Below are 16,578 nucleotides of genomic sequence, written 5' to 3' on the forward strand. Positions count from 1 at the left end.
GAGGAAGGCCGCACGGCAATGAACGAGACCCGCAGCGGCCAGATCCGCAGCCCCTGGCCCGCCCTGTGGGCGCTCATCATCGGCTTCTTCATGATCCTCGTCGACACGACGATCGTGTCGGTCGCGAATCCCGCGATCAAGGCCGCGCTCGATGCCGACACGAACAACCTCGACAACGTGGTGTGGGTCACGAGCGCCTACCTCCTCGCCTACGCGGTGCCGCTGCTCATCACGGGCCGCCTCGGCGATCGCTTCGGCCCAAAGAACATCTACCTCGTCGGCCTCTCGATCTTCACGCTGTCCTCGCTCTGGTGCGGCCTCTCGACGACGCTCGGCGGGCTCATCCTCGCTCGCGTCGTACAGGGGCTCGGCGCGGCGTTCATGACGCCGCAGACGATGGCCGTCATCACCCGGACCTTCCCGCCGAACCGCCGCGGCGCGGCGATGGGCCTGTGGGGCGCCACCGCGGGCGTCGCCACCCTGGTCGGCCCGCTCGCGGGCGGCCTGCTCGTGGACGGGCTCGGATGGGAGTGGATCTTCTTCGTCAACGTCCCCGTCGGCGTCATCGGCTTCGTCGCCGCATGGATCCTCGTGCCGAAGCTCGAGACCCATCCGCACCGGTTCGACATCCTCGGGGTCGTCCTCAGCGCGATCGCGGTGTTCCTCATCGTGTTCGGCTTGCAGGAGGGGGAGAAGTACGACTGGGGCGTCATCTGGGGCCCGGTGTCGGTGTGGGCGATGATCATCGCGGGCATCGTGGTGCTCGGGCTCTTCATCCTGCAGCAGGCCCGCACCCGCTCGGAGCCGCTCGTGCCGCTCGGCCTGTTCCGCGATCGCAACTTCTCCGGCGCGAACGTCGCGATCGCGGCGGTCGGCTTCACCGTCACCGCGCAGGCGCTGCCGCTGATGTTCTTCCTCCAGTCCGCGCGGGGCCTCACGCCCACCGAGGCCGCCCTTCTGATGATCCCGATGGCGGTCCTCTCCGGGGCGCTCGCCCCGGTCGCCGGACGCATCCTCGACCGCGTCGACCCCCGCGTGATCCTCGTGCCCGGCCTCCTCTGCGTCGCGGGCGGCCTGTTCTGGTACGCCGCGATCGTCGACATCGACACGCCGATCTGGATGTTCCTGCTCCCGTCGGCCCTGATGGGCGTCGGCAACGCCGGGATGTGGGGCCCCCTCGCGACGACCGCGACGCGCAAGCTGCCGCCGCGCCTCGCGGGAGCGGGTGCGGGCATCTACAACACGACCCGCACGATCGGCTCGGTCATCGGGTCGGCGGCCGTCGCCGCGTTCATGCAGGCGCGCCTCGAGGCGAACCTGCCCGGTCTCCCGGATGCCCCGGCGATGTCAGACGGGGCGATGCCCGCGGCCGTCGCCGACGGCTTCGCCAGTGGGATGGCCGAGGCCATCCTGCTGCCGGCCTGCGTCCTCCTCGTGGCGCTGGTCGCGTCGCTGTTCCTGCGCGGTGCGTCAGCCGGCGAAGGTGCCGTCGAAGCTCAGGCTGAGGCGGCGCAGCAGCGCGGCCAGGCGTGAGCGCTCCGAACTTGACAGCCGACCGAGGATCTCCGCCTCAGCATCCATGAGGCGCGTGATCGCAGCGTCGACGCGGGTGCGGCCGTCGTCGGTGAGGGTCACGAGCACGCTGCGGCCGTCGCCCGGGTCGGACTCGCGCCGCACGAATCCTCGGGTCACGAGCCGGTCGATCCGGTTCGTCATGGTGCCGCTGGAGACGAGCGTCTGCTGCAGCAGCTGCTTGGGGCTCAGCTGATACGGGGCGCCCGCACGACGCAGCGCGGAGAGGACGTCCCACTCCCAGGGCTCGATCTCGGTGCGGCTGAAGGCGTCTCGACGGGCGCGATCGAGGTGACGAGACAGCCGGTCGACGCGGGAGAGGACCTCCATCGGGGAGAAGTCGAGGTCGGGGCGCTGCGCCGCCCACGCGCTGACGATGCGATCGACTTCATCGGTATCCGCGGCCATCCGTTCAGTATCGCGCACCGGCCGGGTCTCCCGAGCGCGCGTCCGCGCGCGGGAATCGAGCGAGCGGGCGCCTCGTGGCAGACTTGTCGAGCGGCCGAGAGCCGTGGTCCGCCATGGTGTAACGGCAGCACGACAGCCTTTGGAGCTGTGAGGACCAGGTTCGAATCCTGGTGGCGGAGCGTGACGGACGATGACGTGACGGAGGCATACGTGGCACACAGCGAACTCGCGATCGTGATCCTGGCGGCAGGCCAGGGGACGCGCATGAAGTCCAAGCTCCCCAAGGTGCTGCATGAGATCGGCGGCCGCCCGCTCGTCGGCCACGTGCTGCACACGGCGCAGCAGCTGGACGCCGTGATCACGCGCGTCGTCGTGCGACACGAGCGCGACCGCGTCCTGGAGGCGATCGACGACTTCCCGGGCGTCGAGGCGATCGACCAGGACGACATCCCCGGCACCGGCCGCGCGGTGCAGATCGCCGTGGCCGCGCTGCCGGAGTCCTTCGCCGGCGACGTGCTCGTGCTGAGCGGCGATGTGCCGCTGCTCGACGTCGACACGCTCACATCCCTCCTCGGCACGCACCGCTCGGCGGGCGCCGAGGCGACGCTCCTCACAGCGTCGCTCGACGACCCCACCGGCTACGGGCGCGTCATCCGAGACGCCGACGGCACGGTCGCGCGCATCGTCGAGCAGAAGGACGCCACCGACGACGAGGCCGCCGTCGGCGAGATCAACGCGGGCGTCTACGTCTTCCGCGCTCCGTCGCTGCGCACGCAGCTCGCTCGCATCGGCACCGACAACGCGCAGGGCGAGATGTACCTGACGGATGTCGTCCGCCTGCTCCGCGAGGACGGCCATCCGGTCGCCGCCGCGGAGGCGCCCGACGCGCGCATCGCCCTCGGCGTGAACGACCGCGTCCAGCTCGCAGATGCCGCGGCCATCCTCAACGCGCGCGTCATCCGCCGCTGGCAGCTGGAGGGCGCGACCATCCTCGACCCCACCACCACCTGGATCGACGACACCGCATCGCTCGCCCCCGACGTCACCGTGCTGCCCGGCACGTTCGTGCTCGGCGCGACGAGCGTCGCCGAGGGCGCGACGATCGGCCCGGACACGTCGCTCGTCGACTGCGAGGTGGGGGAGGGCGCGACCGTCCGCCGCACCGACGCGACGCTCGCCGTGATCGGCGCCGGCGCGACCGTCGGGCCGTTCGCGTTCCTCCGCCCCGGCGCGGAGCTCGCGACCGGAGCGAAGGTCGGCACGTTCGTGGAGGTCAAGAACTCCACGGTCGGCGAGGGCAGCAAGGTGCCGCACCTGTCGTACATCGGAGACACGACGATCGGACGCGGCGTCAACCTCGGCGCCGGCGCGATCACCGCGAACTACGACGACATCGCCAAGCACCGCACGGTGATCGGCGACGAAGTCCACACCGGCTCGCACAACGTCTTCGTCGCCCCGGTTACACTGGGGGATGGCGCGAAGACGGGAGCGGGCGCGGTCATCCGCAAGGATGTGCCGGCAGGCGCCCTCGCTCTGAGCGTGGCACCTCAGCGGAACATCGCGGGGTGGGTCGAGACGAACAGGGCGGGCACCGCAGCGGCAGAAGCCGTCGCTCGGGCCCGAGCGGCGGAGAAAGCAGCGGATGGCGCGCACCAGGAAGACCGTTGACCTCGACCTCGAACGGGGTATCGCCCCGGGAGTCGTCACCAAGACGAAGAAGCGACTGGTGGTGGTCGCGGGCCGTTCCCACCCGGAGCTGGCGCAGGCGGTAGGCGAGCAGCTCGGCATCGGCATCGCGCCGACCGAGCACCGCACCTTCGCGTCCGGCGAGATCTACACGCGCTTCGAGGTCTCGATGCGCGGCAGCGACGTGTTCCTCATCCAGTCGTTCAGCCAGAGCGTCAACGAGGAGCTCATGGAGATGCTCATCATGCTCGACGCGCTCAAGCGCGCGTCGGCCAAGCGCGTCACCGTGGTCGTGCCGTACTACCCCTACTCGCGTCAGGACAAGAAGGGCCGCGGCCGCGAGCCGATCTCGGCCCGCCTCGTCACCGACCTCATCGCGACGGCCGGCGCCGACCGCATCATGAGCGTCGACCTGCACGCCTCGCAGATCCAGGGCTTCTTCGACGGCCCCGTCGACCACCTCTTCGCGAAGCCCGTGCTCCTCGGTCACTTCCAGGAGACCCTGACGGCGGAGGAGCGCGAGACGCTCACGGTCGTCTCGCCCGACATGGGCCGCGTCCGCGTGGCCGACACGTGGTCGGAGAGCCTCGACGCGCCGCTTGCGATCATCCACAAGCGCCGCGACCCGAAGGTCGCCAACCAGGTGTCCGTGCACGAGATCGTGGGCCAGGTCGAGGGACGCACCTGCCTCCTCGTCGACGACATGATCGACACCGCGGGCACGATCGTGAAGGCCGCTCAGGCCCTGAAGGCCAACGGCGCGAAGAAGGTCATCGTCGGCGCCACGCACGCGATCTTCAGCGGCCCCGCCGTGGAGCGTCTGCAGGACGCCGCCGTCGACCGCGTCGTCGTCACCGACACCGTGCCGATCCCGCAGGGCCGCCGCTTCGAGAAGCTCACGGTCCTGTCGGCCGCGCCGCTCCTGGCTCGGGCCATCCGCGAGGTGTTCGACGACGGCTCCGTCACGAGCATGTTCGACGGCGCGGCCTGATCGTCACAGCGCACGCATAGGCGATCCAGAAGCGCCTGCCGTCGAACGACCCCAGACTGACCTCATCGCCGCCGGACGCGCGGCACCGATGAACAGGGGACCGAGATGAACCGATCCATCCGCAGCGGCAGCGCCCTCGCGGGCATCGCCGGGATGGCCGTGCTCGCGGGGTGCGGCGCGGTCACCGTGGGCGCTTCCTCCAACGGCGAGGACGGCGGCGGGAGCAGCGGCGGCGACGCAAGCGCGGCGCCCGCCTACGCGGACGGCACCTACACCGCCGACGGCACCTACCAGACGCCCGAGACCCTGGAGAGCGTCACCGTCACGGTGACGCTCGAGGACGACATCGTGACCGCGGTCGAGGTGACGGGCGACCCGCAGGCGCCGGAGACCGAGCAGTACCAGTCGCAGTTCATCGATGGCATCGCCGATGAGGTCGTGGGCGTCGACATCGACGAGCTGTCGGTCAGCCGCGTCGCGGGCTCGTCGCTCACGAGCGGCGGATTCAACGCGGCGATCGACCGGATCAAGCAGGACGCGGCGGTCTGACATGCCGGCCGTGTGGCGGTTCGACGCCATCGGCACGATGTGGGATATCGAGACGCCCGGCCCGCTGGGCGACAGGGCACGGGGTCTCGTCGCCCGGGAGGTCGAGACGTTCGACGCCGCCTGGTCGCGGTTCCGACCGGACTCGCTCGTGACGGCGCTCGCGCGGGAGGGCGGCGACGCCCCGGCGCCCGAGGATGCCGCGCCCATGCTCGACCTGTACCTCGAGCTGTCGCGCGAGACCGGGGGAGCGGTGAACCCGCTCGTCGGGGCGTCCCTCGAGCGCCTGGGATACGACGCGGCGTACCGGCTCGCCGCTGAAGCACCGATCTCGGCGCCCGCGGACTGGCGTGCGCGCCTGCGGTGGACCGGCGGGCGCCTCGCGCTCGACGGGCCGGGCGTCATCGACGTCGGAGCCCTCGGCAAGGGGCGGCTCGTGGACCGCGTCGCGGCCCTGCTGCCGGACGCGACGACGGTCGATGCGAGCGGCGACATCCTCGTCCGCGGCGCCCCGCAGCGCATCGCCCTCGAGCATCCGCATGACGCGCGGCGCGCGATCGGCGTGGTGACCGTCGCCGACGAGGCGCTGTGCGCGTCGGCGGCGAACCGGCGCGCGTGGGGCGATGGGCTGCATCACGTGCTGGACGCGCGGACGGGCGAGCCGGTCCGCACGGTGGTCGCCACCTGGGCGATCGCGCGCACGGCGATGCTGGCCGACGCGGCGGCGACCGCGCTGTTCTTCGAGGGCGGCGAGCGGTTCGCGCACGCGCATGACGTCCATTGGGTGCGCATGCTGACGGATGGCCGCGCCGAGTGGTCCCTGGGATCCCGCCTCGAGCGGGGAGAGGCGGAGCTGTTCCGATGACGTTCACGACCCTGCATCGACGCGGCCTGCGGCTGCTGGGCCGCCTCTCGATGTACCGGCTCGCGCTGATCGCTCTCGCACTGCTGGCCGTCGTCGCGCTCGCGCTGTCGTTCGCCGGTCTCGTGCTGCCGACGCCGCTCGAGCTCCTCGCGACCGCGGCCGTGCTGGTCGTCGTCGGCGCGGCAGTGGACGTCATCGGGCACCGTGTGATCCGGCGCCCGTGGCGACCGGAGTCGACGCTCATCACCTCCGCCATCCTGCTCTTCGTCGTCCGCCCGGGCCTCGACGCCGCGGCCCTCCTCGGCGTCGCGATCGCCGCGGCGGCCGCCGCCGCCTCGAAGTACCTCCTGGCGTGGCGCGGCCGGCACATCCTCAATCCCGCCGCGGTCGGTGCGACGATCGCGACGCTGTCGACCCTCGGCGGCTCCGCGTGGTGGGTGGGCACACCCGCGCTCTTCGCACCCCTCCTCGTGCTGGGACTCCTCGTCCTCTGGCGCACCGAGAAGCTGCGCGTCGCGGGGCTGTTCCTCGTGGTGGCGGTCGTCGTCGCCGCGGTGCGCACGATCACGCAGCTCGTCGCGGCCGGGCTGTCCCTGCCGCTGGAGACCCTGGTCACGGCGGTCGTGGTGCAGTCGCCGTTCCTCTTCCTCGCGGCGTTCATGCTCACCGAGCCCTTGACCCTGCCGCCGCGACGCCGGCAGCAGCTCCTGATCGCCGCGATCGTCGGCGTGCTCGCGGGCTGGCCCATCCCGCTCGGTGCGATCACGCTCGGGCAGGAGCGCGCGCTGCTCATCGGCAACCTCGTCGCTTTCGCCTTCGCGATGCGCGGCGCGGTGCGGCTGACGCTCGTCCGACGCGACCGGCCGACCCCCGCCATCCGCGAGCTGACCTTCACGGCCGACCGGGCCATCCGCTTCACCCCCGGTCAGTACCTCGAGCTCGAGGCGCCGCACCCGCGGCCCGACGCGCGGGGGACGCGGCGCGAGTTCTCGATCGTCTCGGCCCCCGCCGATCTGCCGATCGTCCGGATCGCGTACCGCGAGAGCTCCACCGCCGCGGTCTCCAGCTACAAGCGCGCGCTCGCCGCGGCGCAGCCTGGCGACGTGCTCGTCGCGACCGGCGTGTGGGGCGACTTCGCGCTGCCGCCGTCGCCGCAGCCGCTCCTCCTCGTCGCGGCCGGTATCGGCGTGACGCCCTTCGTGTCGCAGCTGCGCGATCTGCGCCTCGGCGGCGAGCGGCGCGACGTGGTGCTCGTCTACGTCGCCGGCAGCGCGGCGGACCTCGCGTACCGCGACGAGATCGAGCAGGCGGGCGTGCCGACCCTCGTCTTCACGCCCGACGAGCCGCCGGGGCTGCCCGCGCACTGGACGTGGGCCGGCGGCGAGCGGCTGACGGCGGATGGCCTCGCTCGCGCGGTGCCGGATCTCCCGTCGCGACGTGCGCACGTGTCGGGTCCGCCCGCGCTCATCGCCGATCTCGCGCCGGCGCTCCGCACGGCGCGGTCGCTCCGCACCGACGCGTTCGCGGGCTACTGACGGGAGGTGGCGGGAACGGTGATGTCCTGCACCGTGCCGTGGTCGAGGCGCAGCCGCCGCCTGGCACGCCGGGCGACGGCGGAGTCGTGGGTGACGAGGACGAGGGTGAGCCCGTCGGCGTTGAGGCGCTCGAGGAGGTCCATGATCTCGTCCCGCGTACGCTCGTCGAGGTTGCCGGTCGGTTCGTCCGCGAGCAGCACGCGCGGGCGCTTGGCGATGGCGCGGGCGATGGCGACGCGCTGCTGCTGGCCGCCGGAGAGCTCGGCGGGGCGGTGGTCGGCTCGGTCGGCGAGCCCGACGTGCGCGAGCGCCTCCTGCACGCGCGCTTCCCGGTCCGCGCGGGGCAGTGCGAGCGGCTCGAGGCCCATGGACACGTTCTCCCGCGCCGAGAGGGTGGGGATGAGGTTGAAGCCCTGAAACACGAAGCCGATCTCGCTCGCGCACAGGGCGCCGAGCTGCTTCGCGCTCGCGCGCCCGAGCTCGGAGCCGGCGAGCGACACCGACCCGCCGGTGGGGGTGTCCAGGGCGCCGAGCAGCTGCAGCAGCGTCGACTTGCCGCCGCCGGTGGGCCCCTGGATCGTGACGAAGTCGCCCTGCTCGATCTCGAGGTCGACGCCGCGAAGCGCGCGCACCTCGCGCTCACGCCCGCGATAGGTCTTCTCGACGGCGGTGAGGGAATAGAGGATGGTCATGTCGTTCTCCTTGATGTGGTCGGTGAAGGTCAGGCGACGGATCGCAGCGCCTCGGCGGGGCTGAGCCGCGCGGCGCGCCAGCCGCCGATCGCTCCCGCGATCGACCCGCCGGCGACGGCGAGCACGACGGCGAGGGCGATGATGCCGACATCCAGCGGCGCCGACAGGACGATCTCGCTCGCGGTCATATCGAGGCCGGCCGGACCGCCCGGGCCCATGCCGCCCATCCCGGTCGCCGTGTCGGAGGCGCCGGCGGCGACCGTGGGGTGCACCGCGTCGATGATGAGCGCGCCCGCGACACCCAGGACGACGCCGATGACGCCGCCGAGCGCGCCCTGCACGAGCGACTCGCCGGCGACCTGTCGCACGACACGTCCGTTCGTCCATCCGATCGCCTTCAGCGTGCCGAACTCGCGGGTCCGACGCGAGACGCCGGAGATCGTGAACAGCACCGCCAGCACGACGGCGACGGCGAGCACGATGACCGACAGCCACGTGCCGAGGCTCGTGATCAGGCCGGATGCGCTGGAGAGGGAGCCCGACACCGAGGCGGCGAGATCCGACTGCGAGCTCACCGTCGCGTCGGGGAGCTCGGAGGCGAGGGCCGCCTGCACCGCAGTGATGTCGCCGGCGGACCCCGCCTGCACGTAAACCGTCGACACGACGTCGCCCGCGCCCGAGAGCTCCTGAGCTACATCGAGGGGGATGAAGACGTCGGCGGCGGTGTCGGCCGCCGCGGAGGCTGAGGCGACGATGCCGACGATCTCGAACTCCTGCCCGCCGAGCTCCACGGAGTCGCCCACCGCGAGCTCGTTCGTCGTCGCGTAGGTCTCGTCGACCACGGCGACGAAGGCTCCGGCGTCCGAGTCCGCGAGCGACCGTCCGTCGGAGACGGTGGCGGAGGACAGGGGGCCCACCGTCGCCGCATCGGCATCCACCCCGAGGACGCTGATCGCGTCGAGATCGAACGATCCGCCGCCGAACCCGCCGCCGGACGCGCCGCCCGGAGCGCCGCCTTCGGGCTGCCCCTGCTGCTGCGTCGACTGCTCGGTCGGCGCGGACGGCAGCTCGCCGCCGAAGGTGATGTTCTGCAGGGCGAGCGCACCGGACGCGGCCGCGACCCCGTCCGCCGCGGTGGCGGTCTGCACGGTCGATGCCTCCAGCGTGGAGCGACCGGGCTCGGTGGACAGGCGCGACTGGCTGACCTCGGTCGAGCCGTCGTCGCCGGTGGTGCCGTCTTCGGCGCCGAACTCGAAGCGCTGACCGCCGCGCTCCCCGGGCTCCGCGGCCGCCCCGGTCACCGCGAGATCGGTGCCGACGCCGTAGACCGACGCGAGAGCCTGATTCTGCGCGTCGCGGACTCCGGCGGCCAGGGCGCTGACGATGATCACGAGGGCGATCGCGATGGCGAGGCCGGCGGCGACGATCATGGTCTGCCGCTTGCGGCCCGCGAGTTCGCGTCGCAGGTACGTTCTGTACATGGGTGTTCCTTCCGCCGCTGCCCACGAGCGGCCCGCATCGAAACTAGGAAGACACCGCATGAGAGCGACATGCGCTGGTGATGAGCCGGCTATGAAGCGCGGATCCGGACTCACAGCCCGCGCATAGCCGATGCCATAGCAGGCGCATAGGAAGCGACGCACAATGGACTCATGACCACCGCCGCCCGCACCCCCGCACCAGCCCTGACCCGCCCCGACGGCAGCCCTGTCCGCGTGCTCGTGGTCGACGACGAGCAGATGCTCACCGACCTGCTGTCGATGGCACTGCGCATGGAGGGCTGGGAGGTCCGAGCGGCCGGCAGCGGCTTCGAGGCGCTGCAGGCGGTGCGCGAGTTCGACCCCGACGCGCTCGTCCTCGACGTCATGATGCCCGACCTCGACGGGATGGGCGTGCTGCAGCGGCTGCGCCAGAACGGCGACGACGTGCCGGTGCTCTTCCTCACGGCGAAGGACTCGGTCGGCGACCGCGTCGCCGGCCTCACCGCCGGCGGCGACGACTACGTCACCAAGCCGTTCAGCCTCGAGGAGGTCGTCGCGCGTCTGCGCGCGCTCATGCGCCGCTCGGGCACCGCGCTCGCCGCGGACGTCGAGCCCATCCTGCGGGTCGCCGACCTCACCCTCAACGAGGACAGTCACGAGGTGGAGCGCGGCGGCACGCCCATCGAGCTGACGGCCACCGAGTTCGAGCTGCTGCGCTTCCTCATGCGCAACCCGCGTCGCGTGCTGTCGAAGGCGCAGATCCTCGACCGCGTGTGGCACTACGACTTCGGCGGCCGATCGAGCGTCGTGGAGCTCTACATCTCCTACCTGCGCAAGAAGATCGACGCGGGGCGCGAGGCCCTCATCCACACCGTGCGCGGCTCGGGGTACATGATCAAGGCGCCGCAGTGACGGATGGCGCCGCTCGGCTCGGGCGCCGGCCGCTGAGCTTCGAGACGCGGCTGATGGTCACGATCGTCGCGATCGTGTCGGTGATCCTCATCATCATCACGACGCTCACGAGCGCCGTCATCAGCAGCGTGCTCGACATGCAGCTGAGCGAGGACGTGCGCTCGGCTGCCGCGCGCCTGCCGCGGGACGTGACGCAGTCCCTCGTGAACGGCGACAGCGCCGCCGGCGCCCTCGCGGAGCGGCCGGTGGAACGCGGTCTGCTCCTCGTCGCGGAGACGGCCGACGGGCTCACCGGTGCGGTGGTCGGTCCCGCAAGCGTGACGGAGCTGACCGGCGACCAGCTGGATGACGTCGTCCACACGATGAGCGGCGACCCGCACAGCGAGACCGTCACCATCTCGGATCTCGGCACCTACCGCATCCAGACCGCGGCCATCCAGAGCACCGGCCAGATCATCGTCATCGGCCTGCCGACGGCCGAGGTGCAGGCGACGATCGGTCGGCTGTGGCGCACCATCATGCTCGCGACGATCGGCGGGATGGTCCTCCTCGGCATCGCGACGACGCTCGTCATCCGCGCGGGGCTGCGTCCGCTGCGGGCGGTCGCCGAGACCGCGACGCGCGTCGCGCAGCAGCCGCTGGATCAGGGCGCGGTGTCGATCGACGAGCGAGTGCCCGAGGCGGAGGCCGACCCGCGCAACGAGATCGGCCAGGTGGGCGCCGCGCTCAACACGCTGCTCGATCACGTCGAGTCGTCCCTCCACGCGCGACAGCGGAACGAGGAGCTCATGCGCCGCTTCGTCGCGGACGCGAGCCACGAGCTGCGCACGCCGCTGGCCTCCATCCGCGGGTACTCCGAGCTGTCGCTGCGGGATCCGTCGCTCAGCGACAACACCGAGCAGGCGCTCGAGCGCATCCAGGCCCAGTCCATCCGGATGACCTCGCTCGTCGAGGACCTCCTCCTGCTCGCGCGCCTCGACGAGGGGCAGGAGATCGTGCTTGGCGCGGTGGACCTCACGCAGCTCGCGGTCGAGGCGCTGGCCGACCAGCAGGCGGCGGGCCCCGATCACGCGTGGTCGGTCGACGTGCCGGAGGAGCCGGTCGTGATCGCGGGCGACCGAGGCCGCCTCACCCAGGTCATCGCGAACCTGCTCGCGAACGCGCGCACGCACACGCCGGAGGGCACGCGCGTCGAGCTCGGCCTGCGGCTCGAGGGGGAGGGCGGCGCCACGCGCGCGGTGCTGACAGTGCACGACGACGGCCCCGGCATCGACGCGGACCTGCAGCGCGAGCTCTTCACGCGGTTCGCACGCGGCGATCGCTCCCGCGCGCGCCGCACGGGCGGCACCGGGCTCGGGCTGTCGATCGCGAAGGCGATCGTCGAGGCCCACCACGGCGAGATCTCCGTGCGCAGCGTGCCCGGCGACACGACGTTCGAGGTGCGCCTGCCCGCTCGCCCCGCGTCCTGACGCCCCGCTCCCACCCGCGAGACCTCACGCCCGTCGCGAGACCGCCGACGCCGCACGAGGTCTCGCGCGGGGGATGAGGTCTCGCGGGAAGGGGCGCGCGGCGGGGCAGGGGGGATGCGAGAGCCGGCCCGGGGAATCCCCGGGCCGGCTCTCCTGCGTTCGCGTCAGTGGGTGTCTTCGGCCTCGATCTCGCTGCGGTCGCCGGACCAGAGCGTGTGGAACGTGCCTTCCTTGTCGATGCGCTTGTAGGTGTGCGCGCCGAAGAAGTCGCGCTGACCCTGGATGAGCGCGGCGGGGAGGCGCTCGGCGCGCAGCCCGTCGTAGTACGCCAGCGACGACGAGAAGGCCGGGCTGGGGATGCCGGCCTGGGTCGCTGCGACGACCACGCGGCGCCATGCGGCCTGTCCGCGGGTGAGCGCCTCGGCGAAGTACGGCGCGGTGGCGAGCACGGCCAGGTCGGGCTGCTCGTCGTACGCGTCGGCGATGCGGTTGAGGAACTGCGCGCGGATGATGCAGCCGGCGCGCCAGATCTTCGACACGGCGCCGAGGTCGATCGACCAGCCGTACTCGGCCGCGCCCGCGCGAATCTCGTCGAAGCCCTGCGAGTAGGCGATGATCTTCGATGCGAACAGCGCCTGGCGCACGTCCTCGATGAACGCGTCGGCGTCGGCGACGTGGAACTCCTCCTCGGGGCCGGGGAGAGCCGACGCCAGCGCGCGCTGCTCGGGGTGCGACGACAGCGACCGCGCGAAGGTGGCCTCGGCGATGCCGGAGACGGGCACGCCGAGAGCGAGGGCGGTCTGCACGGTCCACGCGCCGGTGCCCTTGGCGCCGGCCTGGTCGAGGATGACGTCCACGAGCGGCTGGCCGGTCTCGGCGTCGTTCTGACGCAGCACCTCGGCCGTGATCTCGATGAGGTACGAGTCCAGCTCGCCGGTGTTCCAGTCGGCGAACACGTCCGCGATCTCGGCCGGGCTCTTGCCGGTGCCGCGGCGGATGAGGTCGTACGCCTCCGCGATGAGCTGCATGTCGGCGTACTCGATGCCGTTGTGCACCATCTTCACGAAGTGACCGGCGCCGTCGTGGCCGATGTGCGTGACACACGGCTCGCCCTCGGCGACCGCGGCGATCGACTTCAGGATGGGGCCGAGCGTCACCCAGGACTCGTCCGATCCGCCGGGCATGATCGAGGGGCCGTGGAGCGCGCCCTCCTCGCCGCCGGAGATGCCGGCGCCGACGAAGTTGATGCCGGTCTCGCGGACGGCCTTCTCGCGGCGGATGGTGTCGGGGAAGTAGGCGTTGCCGCCGTCGACGATGATGTCGCCCGGCTCGAAGACCTCCACGAGCGCGTCGATGACGGCGTCGGTGGGACGGCCGGCCTTGACCATGATGATCGCGGTGCGCGGCTTGGACAGCGACGCGGCGAACTCCTCGTACGAGAACGCGGGGATGAACTCCGCCTCGGGGTGCTCGGCGACGAGGTCGTCGGTCTTCGCCCGCGAGCGGTTGAAGATCGCCACCGTGTTGCCCTCGCGGCTGGCGAGGTTGCGAGCGAGGTTCGAGCCCATCACGGCGAGGCCCACGACCCCGATGTTCGCGCGGGCGGGGGTCGATTCAGCGTCAGTCACGCGGTCTCCTTGATACGAGGAACGGTCGTACGCGCCCAGGCTAGCGGCCCGGCGCGCGGTGTGCGCCGCCGTGACGGAGCGCGCTCCGCCGGGCGGCCGTGCTCACTTGCGGTACGCGCCGCGGCGGCCGAGCGCGAACAGGGCGCCGGCGATGAGCACCCCGCCGACAGCGGCCATGCCGCCGATGCCCCAGGCGATGACGTGGGAGAGGAATGCGCCGTCCATGTCGGACTCCTTCTGCTGGGCGGGCAGCCGAGCTGTCCGCAAGACGGGAGGCGGCGCCGTGGCGCCGTCTCCATCGTAGTCCCGCCGATTCCGACGGCTCGGGATAGCCTCGAGCCATGCCGGCGCGGATCTGGGCCCCGGATGTCCTGGGGGAGGGCTTCGAGCAGCTCACGCTGCCGCTCGCGCCCGACGACGAGGGCGAGGTCGTCGCCACCCTCGTGCGCCACCTCCCGCCGCGCCGGGGATTCCTGCGCCCGGCTCCTCCGCTCGACGGCGTCGACGTGCTCTATGTGCACGGATGGTCGGACTACTTCTTCCAGAAGCGGCTCGCGTCGTTCTTCGCCCGCCGCGGCGCCCGCTTCTACGCGCTGGACCTCCGCAAGTACGGCCGCAGCCTCCGCCCGGGGCAGACGCCCGGCTACATCACCGACCTCGCCGACTACGACGAGGACATCGCCGCCGCGCGCGCTGCCCTGGAGCCGGGGCGGCGCCTCGTGCTGCTCGGGCACTCGACGGGCGGGCTCACCCTCAGTCTGTGGGCCTCGCGGCATCCGAGGGCCGCCGCCGCAGTCATCCTCAACAGTCCCTGGCTGGAGTTCCAGCTGAGCGGCGTGCGCCCGGCGATCGCCCCGGTCGTGCAGATCCAGGCGCGCTGGCGTCCGATGGACGCGGCTCCCCAGGTCGACCTCGGGTTCTACGCCCGCGCGCAGGCGGAGGCGGCCGACCCCGACGACCCGGTGACGATCGACCAGCGATGGCGCCCGGAGCAGACGATGCCCGTGCACGCCGGATGGCTGAACGCGGTTCTCGAGGGGCACGCGCGCGTCGCGCAGGGGCTCGCGATCCCGTCGCCGGTGTGCGTGCTGCTGTCGGCCCGCAGCGCGCCGCCCACGCGCTGGTCGGAGGAGCTGACGCGCGTGGACTCGGTGCTCGTCGTCGACGACATCGCGCGCGCCGCGCTGCGTCTGGGGCCGAGCGTCACCGTGGAGCGGATCGACGGGGCCCTCCACGATGTCTTCCTCTCCCGGCACGATGCCCGGGAGGAGGCGTACGCGCGCCTCGACCGCTGGGTGCACGGCTTCCTCGCCGCCTGAGCGCCCCGGGCGGGACCCGCGGGCGCCGTGAGGTAGCATGGACGACGACCTCGGCGAGGGAATCTGCCGCGTGCGCGCGGCGGCATCCGTGATCGACGCGGTGATGCGGGCCCCATGCCCTCCTCACGCGCAGCGTTCGAGCCGAGGGTTTCCCACCAGAACTTCATGCGGCTCCGCTCGGCCGCGTGTCCCACGAGGAGCAGACACATGGCTGACCAGAACAAGCTCGCGGCTGAGATCCGCACCGAGTTCGGCAAGGGCTTCGCCCGCCGCCTCCGCGCCGCCGGCAAGATCCCCGCCGTCCTGTACGGACACGGCACCGAGCCCGTGCACGTGGCGCTGCCCGGTCACGAGACCGCGCTCATCGTCCGTCACGCCAACGCGCTCTTCCAGCTCGACATCGAGGGCCGTGCCGAGCTCGCCGTCGTCAAGGACGTGCAGCGCGACCCGGTGCGCCAGATCATCGAGCACATCGACCTCCTCGTCGTGAAGCAGGGCGAGAAGATCTCCGTCGAGATCCCCGTGACCGTGACCGGCGAGTCGTTCCCGGGCACGATCGTGAACCTCGAGACCACGACGCTCAAGCTCGAGGTCTCGGCGACCGAGATCCCCGAGCACATCGAGGTCTCCGTCGAGGGCCTCCAGGACGGCACGGTCATCACCGCCGGCGAGATCGCCCTCCCCGCCGGCGCCGTGCTCGCCGACGACGAGAGCCTGCAGATCGTCGGCATCCTCACGCCGCGCGGCACCGCCGAGGACGACGCGGCCGACGCCGCCGCTGCCGCCGAGTAACACCGGTTTCACTTCACACGAGGGGACGCGACCTGGTCGCGTCCCCTCGTGTCGTCTGCAGGAGGAAGAGGATGGCCGACACCTGGCTGATCATCGGGCTGGGAAACCCCGGCCCGCGCTACGAGCAGACCCGGCACAACGTCGGGCAGATGGTCGTCGACGAGCTGGCCTCGCGTCGCTCCGCCGCATTCCGCCAGCACAAGGCGAACGCGCGCGTCGCCGAGGCCTGGCTGCGCCCCGGTGCGGCCAAGCTCGTCCTCGCGAAGCCCAACACCTTCATGAACGTCTCGGGTGGGCCGGCTGCGAACCTCGCCAAGTTCTACGGCCTCGGCGCGGACCGCGTCGTCGTCGTGCACGACGAGCTCGACATTCCGTTCGACACGATCAAGCTGAAGACCGGCGGCGGGCACGGCGGTCACAACGGCGTCCGCGACGTCGCGAAGGCGCTCGGCACGCCCGACTTCGCCCGCGTGCGCGTGGGGATCGGGCGTCCCCCCGGACGACAGGACCCGGCGGACTGGGTGCTCGACGCCTTCGGCGCGACCGAGCGCAAGACGCTGCCGATCCTCGTGGGCGACGCGGCGGACGCTGTCGAGCACCTCGCGGAGGAGGGGCTCGTCGCCGCCCAGCAGCGCTTCCACGCGCCGCGCCCGTGAGGACAGCGGCAAGTAGACTTCTG

The 16,578-nt window shown here is 72.0% G+C and carries 16 protein-coding genes and 1 tRNA gene; 12 read left to right on the forward strand and 5 right to left on the reverse strand.

All coding sequences use genetic code 11. From position 1 onward, the window contains the following. The first annotated feature begins 18 nt into the window (after positions 1-18). A complete protein-coding gene (locus tag D7D94_RS01005; protein WP_156240821.1) occupies positions 19-1,533 on the forward strand; it encodes a DHA2 family efflux MFS transporter permease subunit in 1,515 nt (504 codons plus the stop codon). Here the strand turns inward: D7D94_RS01005 and D7D94_RS01010 are convergent. Then, a complete protein-coding gene (locus D7D94_RS01010) occupies positions 1,471-1,980 on the reverse strand; it encodes a MarR family winged helix-turn-helix transcriptional regulator (protein ID WP_156240822.1) in 510 nt (169 codons plus the stop codon). The two genes, D7D94_RS01005 and D7D94_RS01010, sit on opposite strands and share 63 nt — an antisense overlap. A gap of 107 nt (positions 1,981-2,087) precedes the next feature. On the opposite strand from D7D94_RS01010, the gene D7D94_RS01015 reads away from it, so the two are divergent. The 6 genes from D7D94_RS01015 (at position 2,088) to D7D94_RS01040 (ending at position 7,606) form a co-directional block, all read left to right on the forward strand. After that, positions 2,088-2,159, forward strand: a tRNA-Gln gene (locus D7D94_RS01015). A gap of 31 nt (positions 2,160-2,190) precedes the next feature. Further along, positions 2,191-3,651 (forward strand): bifunctional UDP-N-acetylglucosamine diphosphorylase/glucosamine-1-phosphate N-acetyltransferase GlmU, encoded by a 1,461-nt coding sequence (gene glmU, locus D7D94_RS01020; RefSeq protein WP_156240823.1) that lies wholly within the window; start codon positions 2,191-2,193, stop codon positions 3,649-3,651. Next, positions 3,626-4,660 (forward strand): ribose-phosphate diphosphokinase, encoded by a 1,035-nt coding sequence (locus D7D94_RS01025; protein WP_156240824.1) that lies wholly within the window; start codon positions 3,626-3,628, stop codon positions 4,658-4,660. Before glmU ends, D7D94_RS01025 begins: the two co-directional genes overlap by 26 nt. 105 nt (positions 4,661-4,765) lie before the next feature. Further along, on the forward strand, positions 4,766-5,209 hold the full coding sequence (locus D7D94_RS01030) for an FMN-binding protein (RefSeq protein ID WP_156240825.1): 444 nt from the start codon (positions 4,766-4,768) through the stop codon (positions 5,207-5,209). Position 5,210: 1 nt separating this feature from the next. Beyond that, on the forward strand, positions 5,211-6,071 hold the full coding sequence (locus tag D7D94_RS01035; protein WP_156240826.1) for an FAD:protein FMN transferase: 861 nt from the start codon (positions 5,211-5,213) through the stop codon (positions 6,069-6,071). After that, positions 6,068-7,606, forward strand: a complete 1,539-nt coding sequence (locus tag D7D94_RS01040; protein ID WP_156240827.1) for an FAD-dependent oxidoreductase — start codon at positions 6,068-6,070, stop codon at positions 7,604-7,606. The genes D7D94_RS01035 and D7D94_RS01040 overlap by 4 nt, the downstream gene beginning before the upstream one ends. Here D7D94_RS01040 and D7D94_RS01045 read toward each other — a convergent pair. Together D7D94_RS01045 and D7D94_RS01050 are read right to left on the reverse strand one after the other, a co-directional pair. Continuing rightward, positions 7,600-8,298: an ABC transporter ATP-binding protein gene (locus D7D94_RS01045; RefSeq protein WP_156240828.1), complete on the reverse strand. Its 699-nt coding sequence runs from the start codon at positions 8,296-8,298 to the stop codon at positions 7,600-7,602. The genes D7D94_RS01040 and D7D94_RS01045 overlap by 7 nt on opposite strands. Before the next feature lie 29 nt (positions 8,299-8,327). After that, complete coding sequence (locus D7D94_RS01050; RefSeq protein WP_156240829.1) at positions 8,328-9,779, reverse strand: ABC transporter permease; 1,452 nt, start codon at positions 9,777-9,779, stop codon at positions 8,328-8,330. A gap of 171 nt (positions 9,780-9,950) precedes the next feature. Between D7D94_RS01050 and D7D94_RS01055 the strand changes: the two genes are divergently transcribed. Together D7D94_RS01055 and D7D94_RS01060 are read left to right on the forward strand one after the other, a co-directional pair. Next, positions 9,951-10,691 carry a response regulator transcription factor gene (locus D7D94_RS01055; RefSeq protein ID WP_156240830.1) on the forward strand — a complete coding sequence of 247 codons (741 nt, stop codon included), beginning with the start codon at positions 9,951-9,953 and terminating at the stop codon, positions 10,689-10,691. Further along, positions 10,688-12,160 (forward strand): sensor histidine kinase, encoded by a 1,473-nt coding sequence (locus D7D94_RS01060; RefSeq protein ID WP_343032138.1) that lies wholly within the window; start codon positions 10,688-10,690, stop codon positions 12,158-12,160. The genes D7D94_RS01055 and D7D94_RS01060 overlap by 4 nt, the downstream gene beginning before the upstream one ends. Positions 12,161-12,324: 164 nt before the next feature. Here the strand turns inward: D7D94_RS01060 and gndA are convergent, their stop codons facing one another. After that, positions 12,325-13,788 (reverse strand): NADP-dependent phosphogluconate dehydrogenase, encoded by a 1,464-nt coding sequence (gene gndA / locus D7D94_RS01065; protein ID WP_281349311.1) that lies wholly within the window; start codon positions 13,786-13,788, stop codon positions 12,325-12,327. 102 nt (positions 13,789-13,890) lie between these two features. Continuing rightward, complete coding sequence (locus D7D94_RS14510; RefSeq protein WP_281349312.1) at positions 13,891-14,013, reverse strand: hypothetical protein; 123 nt, start codon at positions 14,011-14,013, stop codon at positions 13,891-13,893. A gap of 116 nt (positions 14,014-14,129) precedes the next feature. Here D7D94_RS14510 and D7D94_RS01070 point away from each other — a divergent pair, with 116 nt between their 5' ends. From D7D94_RS01070 to pth, 3 genes are all read left to right on the forward strand, one after another. Next, positions 14,130-15,107 carry an alpha/beta hydrolase gene (locus D7D94_RS01070; protein ID WP_156240832.1) on the forward strand — a complete coding sequence of 326 codons (978 nt, stop codon included), beginning with the start codon at positions 14,130-14,132 and terminating at the stop codon, positions 15,105-15,107. A gap of 207 nt (positions 15,108-15,314) precedes the next feature. After that, on the forward strand, positions 15,315-15,899 hold the full coding sequence (locus D7D94_RS01075) for a 50S ribosomal protein L25/general stress protein Ctc (RefSeq protein WP_156240833.1): 585 nt from the start codon (positions 15,315-15,317) through the stop codon (positions 15,897-15,899). Between the two features lie 71 nt (positions 15,900-15,970). Next, positions 15,971-16,555 (forward strand): aminoacyl-tRNA hydrolase, encoded by a 585-nt coding sequence (pth, locus tag D7D94_RS01080; RefSeq protein WP_156240834.1) that lies wholly within the window; start codon positions 15,971-15,973, stop codon positions 16,553-16,555. The last annotated feature ends 23 nt before the right edge of the window (positions 16,556-16,578 follow it).

The sequence above is a fragment of the Microbacterium oryzae genome, from assembly GCF_009735645.1.
Classification (GTDB): domain Bacteria; phylum Actinomycetota; class Actinomycetes; order Actinomycetales; family Microbacteriaceae; genus Microbacterium; species Microbacterium oryzae.